This window comes from Affinundibacterium flavidum (assembly GCF_014284175.1).
Lineage (GTDB): Bacteria > Pseudomonadota > Gammaproteobacteria > Burkholderiales > Burkholderiaceae_D > Undibacterium > Undibacterium flavidum.
This window is the reverse complement of the sequence record NZ_JACOGA010000002.1, coordinates 277,616-286,070: the sequence shown is the minus strand read 5'-3', so window position 1 is coordinate 286,070 and position 8,455 is coordinate 277,616. Positions and strand designations below refer to the sequence as shown.

Annotated in this window: 7 protein-coding genes; 6 read left to right on the top strand and 1 reads right to left on the bottom strand. The window is 44.4% G+C overall.

The features are described 5' to 3' along the window. A partial coding sequence (locus H8K55_RS21545; protein WP_222612331.1) for a hypothetical protein occupies nucleotides 1–307 on the bottom strand: 307 nt, incomplete at its 3' end. Nucleotides 308–480: 173 nt separating this feature from the next. Here H8K55_RS21545 and H8K55_RS03005 point away from each other — a divergent pair. The 6 genes from H8K55_RS03005 to H8K55_RS02980 all read left to right on the top strand — a co-directional run bounded on the left by H8K55_RS03005 (nucleotide 481) and on the right by H8K55_RS02980 (nucleotide 8,432). Further along, a complete protein-coding gene (locus H8K55_RS03005) occupies nucleotides 481–1,758 on the top strand; it encodes an efflux RND transporter periplasmic adaptor subunit (protein WP_186940536.1) in 1,278 nt (425 codons plus the stop codon). Beyond that, nucleotides 1,755–4,841, top strand: a complete 3,087-nt coding sequence (locus tag H8K55_RS03000; RefSeq protein WP_186940535.1) for an efflux RND transporter permease subunit — start codon at nucleotides 1,755–1,757, stop codon at nucleotides 4,839–4,841. Before H8K55_RS03005 ends, H8K55_RS03000 begins: the two co-directional genes overlap by 4 nt. Before the next feature lie 498 nt (nucleotides 4,842–5,339). Then, a complete protein-coding gene (locus H8K55_RS02995; RefSeq protein ID WP_186940534.1) occupies nucleotides 5,340–5,759 on the top strand; it encodes a hypothetical protein in 420 nt (139 codons plus the stop codon). Nucleotides 5,760–6,142: 383 nt separating this feature from the next. Next, the gene (locus H8K55_RS02990; RefSeq protein WP_186940533.1) at nucleotides 6,143–6,835 is read left to right on the top strand and encodes a hypothetical protein; all 693 of its coding nucleotides are present in this window, start codon (nucleotides 6,143–6,145) and stop codon (nucleotides 6,833–6,835) included. Nucleotides 6,836–6,977: 142 nt separating this feature from the next. Then, nucleotides 6,978–7,697 (top strand): sulfotransferase family 2 domain-containing protein, encoded by a 720-nt coding sequence (locus H8K55_RS02985; RefSeq protein ID WP_186940532.1) that lies wholly within the window; start codon nucleotides 6,978–6,980, stop codon nucleotides 7,695–7,697. A gap of 48 nt (nucleotides 7,698–7,745) precedes the next feature. Beyond that, nucleotides 7,746–8,432, top strand: a complete 687-nt coding sequence (locus H8K55_RS02980) for a methyltransferase domain-containing protein (protein WP_186940531.1) — start codon at nucleotides 7,746–7,748, stop codon at nucleotides 8,430–8,432. Nucleotides 8,433–8,455: the final 23 nt, after the last annotated feature.

The following is an 8,455-nucleotide window of genomic DNA, read 5'->3' as shown; positions in this document are numbered from 1 at the left end:
CTGGCTTTTTCTTTGTTAAGATGCAGATGATCAAAAACGCTTGATGCAACGCTGTATGGTAGGGTGCGCCGCGCGCACCAGACGATTGTCGGGGCGGTGCGCATGGCGCACTACAGGGCAGATCGTTAGTGTGAAGCGTGAAGACTTGATCAAGCCAGTTAAAGAAAAAGACGATACCGATGGAGCTGTTGTCTAAAGCAAAATATTTTGCAGCAGTTTCGTAACAAAAAGTATAAAAGAACCAAGCCAGCCTAAGTGCTGGCTTTTTCTTTGTTAAGATGCAGATGATCAAAAACGCTTGATGCAACGCTGTATGGTAGGGTGCGCCGCGCGCACCAGACGATTGTCGGGGCGGTGCGCATGGCGCACTACAGGGCAGATCGTTACATAGTCGATAAATTCGCTACTTTTTTACCTGGGTCGATAGAACTTTCTTCTGAGAATGTGTCTAATAAGCTTCCCTCTGAAAATCAAAACAACATGAAAAACGCAAAAATCCCGGTACTTGCTTTGTCTATCGCTGTCGCTGCGGGCGGCGCTTATTGGATGTGGAAAAAAAGTGGTTCGGAAGGCACAGAGTTGATGGCCGGACAAACCATCGGTGCCAAGGGCGACAAGAATCGTCCCGTTACAGTCAATACGATTCTCGCCCAAAAGCGTAATTATGAAGTGCAGTTAAAAGCGAATGGCGTGGTTTCTTCGCTGAATATCGTCGAAGTACGCCCGCAAGTGAGTAGCGTCATCGATAAAGTACATATCAAAGAAGGCCAGTTTGTGAAAGCTGGCACTTTGTTATTTACACTAGATAATCGTGCAGATAGTGTGAATCTGGCAAAAGCCCAAGCACAGCTCGATAAAGAAATCGCCAGCCTGGCAGAAAATAAGCGCCAGTTAGAACGTAGTAAAGAATTATTTGCCAAAAAATTTCAATCACAAAGCGTGGTTGATGCGGCACAAACGGCAGTGCAGGCGCAACAATCGGTCGTCGATGGCGCAAAAGCTGCCGTTGCCGCTGCTAAGGTTAATTTGGGTTATAGCAAAATTGTCGCACCAGTCAGCGGCCGTACTGGTTTGATCAATGTTTTCCCCGGCTCCTTAGTGCAGCCAAATACTTCAGGCGCAGCCTTGGTTACGATTACGCAGATGGATCCGATTGCGATCACTTTCCCGCTGCCACAGCGTAATTTGTCCGATGCTTTAGATAGCATGAAACGGGGTGACAGCATCGCGTTCGCCAGCTTGCCAGATAGCAAAGCTGTCTTCAAAGGCAAGCTACAATTTATCGATAATGTGATCGATGCCGTGTCTGGCACCGTCAAAGTGAAAGCCGTTTTTGATAATAAAGAGATGAAATTGTGGCCAGGTGCCTATGCCAACGTCGACTTAAGTGTTTTGACATTGAAAGACGTGATCGTGATTCCACGCGATGCCTTAGTCATGGGCGTAAATGCAGTGACGGTGTTTATCGCCGATAGTGAAGGCAAAGCCGAACAGAAGAAAGTGCAAGTGCTGTATAGCTTTGAAAATGATGCGATTGTTAGCGGCTTAGAAGCAGGCATGAAAGTCATCTTAGAAGGTAAGCAAAATCTGCGCCCTGGTGTGCCTGTCAAAGAACGCAGTGAAGGCGATACTAAGGGAGACAATAAGAGGGATAAATCTGGTGCTAAGAAAAATGCTGATGGATCTGCCTCCGCTTCCGCCAGCTCAGCAGCATCGACAGCGGTAACTCCAGCAGCTTCCGCAGCGAGTGCATCATGAACTTATCGGAGTTATTTATTCGTCGTCCAGTGATGACGATATTGCTGAATTTATCTGTCGTCGTTGCAGGTATTCTCGCGTATCGCATCATCCCGATTGCAGCGCTGCCTAGCTATAACACACCGGTGATTAGTGTTGGTGCTGGCTTGCCAGGTGCGAGTCCAGAAACCATGGCAACCTCGGTCGCACTTCCACTCGAAAAACAATTTTCCACGATACCTGGTTTAGCGACGATCAGTTCCAGTAGCACCTTGGGTTCGACCTCGCTGACACTGGAATTTGACGCTAGCCGCAATGTGGATGACGCGGCGGTCGATGTGCAAGCGGCCTTATTGCGTGCGCAACGCGCCTTGCCGATAGAAATGACTTCTTTGCCGTCGTATCGCAAAGTGAATCCTGCCGATTCTGCGGTATTGGTATTGGCCTTGACCTCACCCTCTTTAAGTTTGGCAGAACTGACTAATTATGCTGAACACTTGATCTCACCAAATTTGTCGACACTAGCGGGTGTGGCGCAGGTCAATATTTTTGGTATTCGTCGTTATGCTGTGCGTATTCGTGTCGATCCAGGTGCGTTGGCAAGTCGCAATATCGGCTTCGATGAAATCACCACCAGCATCCGAGCAGCAAATTCGATCGCGCCAGTTGGTACGCTCGACGGTGATAAACAAACGCTGACCATCGTCGCGAATAAGCAATTACAAAATGCGGCGGAATTTGCCAATATTATCGTCAGCAACAAAGGTGGGCAGGTCGTGCGTTTGCGTGATGTCGCCAGTGTAGAAGATAGTTATGAAAGCGTGAAATCCGTTGGTAACTTCAATGGCGAACCAGCGATTATGTTGGCGATTCAACGCCAGACTGATGCGAATACAGTGAAAGTGGTTGATGCGATTAAAGCGGCGATTCCGGGCTTTAAAGCGCAATTACCGGCTTCGGTGAATATCACCTTAGCCAATGACAGATCAGTCTCTGTACGTGATGCTTTGCATGATGTAAACCTGACCTTAATGTTGACGATTTTCCTCGTCATCGTAGTGATCTTTTTATTCTTACGACACATGGTCGCCACGATTATTCCCGCCTTGTCGTTGCCCGTATCTTTGATCGGTGCGGTCAGTTTGCTGTGGGGCTTTGGCTATACGCTAGACAATATTTCTTTGCTAGGAATTACGCTCGCCGTTGGTCTGGTTGTCGATGATGCGATTGTCATGTTAGAAAATATTATCCGTCACGTAGAAATGGGCGAAACACCATTTGAGGCTGCATTGAAGGGTTCACGCGAAGTGGGCTTCACTATTATTTCTATCTCCACGTCCTTAATCGCAGTATTTATTCCTATCTTCTTCATGCCGGGTGTGATTGGCCAGTTATTCCATGAATTCGCGGTGGTCGTCAGTTTGGCAATTGTGGTATCGGCTTTCGTCTCCTTAACTTTGGTGCCAATGCTCGCCAGCCGTTTCTTAAAGGCCGAGAGCGAACATGTGGCTCCATCCAAATGGATAGGTGCGCTAACTCACAGTTTTGAACGTGGCTTCACAGCGTCTTTGCATGCGTATACGCGTGGCTTAGATTTAGCACTCGCCCATCGTAAGTCAGTATTGTTTGTGGCTTTGCTGACTTTCATTGCGACCGCGTATATGTTTAATTCCATTCCTAAAGGATTTTTTCCTGAAGAAGATATCGGTCAATTAAACGTCTCGACTGAAGCCGCCGAAGATACCTCGTTTCCAGCGATGGTTATTTTGCAGGAAAAAGTCGCGAAGATACTGCGTGAAGATCCGAACGTCTTAACTGTTTCCTCCTTTCACGGTGGTGGCGGTTCACAAAATACCGGACGCGGCTTTATCAATCTTAAACCTCGTAATCAGCGTAAGCCTATGAAGGAAGTGGTTGAAAGCTTGCGCAATAAATTGAAAGCCGTGCCAGGGATTACGGTGTTCTTGCGACCTACCCAAAACTTGCAACTCGGTGGACGCCCAAGTAAGAGTCAGTACCAATACATTATGCAAAGTGTGGATGCAAGTGAACTCAGTAGTTGGGCGTTCAAAATGCAAGACAAATTGCGTGCGGATCCTGGCTTCAAAGATGTGACGACAGATTCTCAGCTCAAGGGTTTGCAAGCCTCGATAGAAATCGACCGAGATCGCGCCAATTCTTTAGGTGTTGGTATTGATGCGATTCGTGCTGCTTTGTATAGTGCATTTGGTGAGCGTCAAATTGCGACTTTGTTTACCAGTGTGGATAGTTATGCCGTGGTGTTAGAAGTTGGCCCAGCCGACAAAAAAGACGAAGCGGCAATTGGTGCGATTTATGTGCGTAGCAATACCGGTAGCTTGGTGCCAATGTCGAGTTTTGCGACAGTCAAACGTACAGTTGGCCCAACCGCGATTAATCACGTCGGGCAATTGCAGGCGGTCACTGTGTCCTTCAATCTGGCACCAGACATGCCTTTGGGTGATGCGACCAACAAGATAGAAAAATACAAGGATGAGATTAAATTACCTGCTTCCGTCATTACCTCGTATGGCGGCGATGCAGCGGTGTTTAAGGATTCCCAATCGGGTCAGTTGATTTTGATTATCTCGGCCTTGTTGGTGATCTATGTCCTGCTCGGCGTCTTGTATGAAAGCTTCATTCACCCGATTACAATCTTGGCAGGTTTGCCGTCAGCAGCAGTCGGCGCATTGTTGATGTTGGAATTATTCGGTAAAGACTTAACCCTGATTGCCACCATCGGTATTTTGCTCTTGATCGGTATCGTTAAAAAGAACGCGATCATGATGATCGACTTCGCACTCGACGCGCAACGCCATCGTGGCATGTCACCACCAGAAGCGATACGCGAAGCCTGTATCGAACGTTTCCGTCCTATCATGATGACGACCTTGGCTGCGCTGGTGGGTGCGTTACCGATTGCTTTAGGCCTAGGTGCTGGCGCGGAACTCCGTCAGCCTTTGGGCTTAGCGGTCGTCGGCGGTCTGATTTTTTCACAAGCGATTACGCTGTTTATTACACCAGTGATTTATCTGGCTTTGGATAAATATAGTGGTAAGGGGCCGATTGTGGGGAATGTGATTTAAGTTTCTTAAAGTATTCAAATAGACCGGTTTTTGTTCATAGTAGGTGGGCACAGACCGGTTTTTTTGCGTCTATGATTTTGCTGTTCAATAAAGATGTCTAATTTTTGAAAGATCAACATCGGCACAAATACGTTAACTCAACCTGTGATGGTTGACTCAAAAAATCGATTGCCGCCATCTATGTACGAGAGAAAAATTTTACCTCCCGCGCATATTTTTGCGACTATCAAGATGAATCAGGAAAAATATTGACAAATTTGGTGCAGCCATCGAAACTCAATTTAATTGCTTACGACGATATTTTTAAGGCGTTTAAGTAAGGTAATTTTGACCGATTCTTTTGATGGAAATGTCATGAACATGACTGACATTTGTACACGGCCTTATCTCTTTTATTGGTATGTGATTAACAGATGTGATGTCGGCATCGCGTTATTTTTTAGTGCTGATCTTGATATTTTCCAGCTATCCCGTAATAGCAATTGCCAAGAGGAATAAATGCTCGAATTTTTGAATAATGATAAGACACTCACACTCGTTCTTGGATTGATTGGTGGCGGAATCACTGGGTTGATAACTCATTTTTTCGCACCTTGGTTTAAATGGAAGCTGGACGAAAAAACTCAAACTAGGAAAATGGAGAATGAACTGAAGGAATACCGGAGAAGCCTCATATTGAAATGGCGAACAATGTTGCTATCAGCCGAAAATATCCAACGAAATGGGGACGGTGTTGCAAATACAATTATTCAATTGAATGCAGATTATTTGTCCCTTGAACCGTTACTAACTCCTGATGCAAGGAAAGCTGTCTATCAACGAAATCGTACTATTGTGGTGGGCTCAGAACTCCAAGGTTCCTCGCTGATATTGAAAGATGAAATCGCTCGACTTGAGAGACAGTGGGAATTGCACTAACGAAAGTTGAGGTTACGCCTGATGTTAGAACACTGTTTTTTCGTTTTATGAATGATTGAAGTGATATATCGTTTTGGGTTTGTGCGAACATAATGTAGAAAAAATGGCGCAAGATCAAATTAGGATACGGATTAAAACTGTCAAAAGTTATTCACGCAATACTCTCGTTTACTAATTAACTGATGATATTCATCTGCATTTAATCTCTGAACGTAAAATTTGTTATCCTGATTTTACTATAATGGATATGAAAACCAAGCAACGAATTTGCTTGGTTTTTAGGTTTTCATATCTCTTCATATTGCAACATATAAATTATGACTTGTACCATCGCACTTTCAATATCAGAACTCCATCTTGTCGTCGCAGATACGCGTCTAAACATGAAATCTACAACAGGGGAGACGACGGTCATAGATGGTACTTTTCCACAAACCATTGAATTGAAATCTGGCACGAAATTTGGAATTCCAACTAAGCAGAGGAAGATTCGCCGAATTGGTGATGCATGGCTTGCAGTCTCGGGCGACTTCTTGCTGGGACAATTGGCTTTCGACCAACTTAATCAAATAGCAGATACATCCTGCCAAGAAATGCCTAAAGTCTGGGAGACGCTTCGAGGAACACTTCGACAAGAGGTTGCGTATGAAACGGGTTTCCCGATTGAGGAAATCGACAAGACAGTTATTGCAATGGTCTGCCCTGCATTAGAGACTGGAGTTCGCATACTTCAAGTGAATCCGAATAAAGTAGCTGTTGCCTTTCCGGGACAGTTCGTAATAACGTGGCCTCCAGATATTAATCCTACATTGACAGATGCGCTCACCGCCAAATTTCAGAAGAACCTTGAAGATTCATTTCGATTATCAAGCCTTAGCGATATTTTTCGTGCGATTCTTGTAGTCATGGATGAGGCGAATAGACTGTCGCCAACTGTTGGATCAATCATTCAGTTCGGACTGGCTCTTAAAGAAAATAACAAGACCTTTTCATACTTTTATAGCGAAGGAGCTATTAAGGATTTTAGTGAAATGAATTCAGTCCAATTGGAGCAGGTTGTTCTGACACCAGCTTGAAGTTTTGACGACGGTCATATCCATTGGAATAGTTTGACTGATCGCCCATGATTTCGACAATAAGAGTCGAATTCAAATTTTGCCGTTCTATACTCCCCTCAAAACTTCATCGAACTCAGTAATTTTGCGTTATGATTTCCAGATGATCATCAGCCACCAACATAAATTAGTCATACTCAGTCCCTGGAAAACTGCCAGTCAGACCATACGTGTGCGATTGCAAGATATTGATCAGTCGCCTTATCCTAAGAGTTTTCACTTTAATCCTCATCTCAATCGCGTCGTTCATCAGCATCTTATTTTGAGTGACTTCATGTGTTTACCTGAAGCTAGTTTAGGTTATCGCATCGCCGTGTTTGTGCGTAATCCTTATGACAGAGTTTTTTCTGGATTTCAGCAAGTGATGCGGGATACGCAAATGCAGCCTAGGCAGAAGTTTCCGGCTGAATGGATACATCAATTAGTCACGCAACAAATTGCCGATAATTTTGAAGACATGTGCATGGCTGCTTACGATTTAAATCGTTGGTTTGCGAAATTGCCTGCACATAAAATTTTGGATAGCGGCAGAAATACTAATTTGTTTTTGCATCCATGTCATTATTGGACGCATCGCCTTGATCTACAAGCGGTTGATTTCATCGGCAAAGTTGAAAACTTTGAAGAAGATTTTCAGCGTCTGTGTGAGACTTTTGATTTAACACCAGTTTCGAATCAATCAGTCAATCAGACCCATATTCAAAACTTGCCCGCTAGCCAAAATGACTACCGCTATGCGGCTTTATTCCACAAAGATAACATCGCAAAAATCAATGCGATCTTTCAGCGTGATTTTGATTTGTTTGACTACGTCACTATGTAATACTTTGAACAGATCAATCGCTCTTCAATCTCTTAAACAATAAATTCTATGCATCCTAGCGCACGCCAAAATTGCCAACATTTTTTTGATACCTACCATAGTGCATTTCCAGCCGGAGGCAAAATTGTAGAGATAGGTTCGCAAGATGTGAACGGCGGGTTGCGCGATATTTTCCCCGATAGTTTTGAGTATGTTGGTGTCGACTTTGTCGCAGGTAAAGGCGTCGATGTTGTGCTTGATGATCCCTACCAATTACCGTTTGCGACGGAATCTCTTGATGTGGTGATTTCAAGTTCTTGTTTTGAACACTCTGAGATGTTTTGGTTAACTTTTCTGGAGATATTGCGAGTACTTAAACCAAATGGTTTGTTTTATTTAAACGTGCCATCGAATGGTGTGTTTCATCGTTATCCAGTTGACTGTTGGCGCTTCTATCCAGACAGTGGCAAGGCATTGATAACTTGGGCTAAGCGTAACAGTATTCCAGCCGCCTTACTCGAATCCTATACTAGTGAACAGGCCGGTGATCAATGGAATGACTTTGTCGCTGTATTTATCAAAGATGAAGCGGCTATTTCTACTTATCCAAACCGTATTCTTGATAAGCTTGTGCATTACAGTAATGGCTATCGCTCTGCATCCCCCGATATTTTAAAGCACACTGTATTACCCGAAGATTTACGAAAAATCGTCTTAATCAATAAGGTAATTAGCGGACAAGTGCGCACGAAATAGGCGCTTGCTTCATTCAAGTAGGG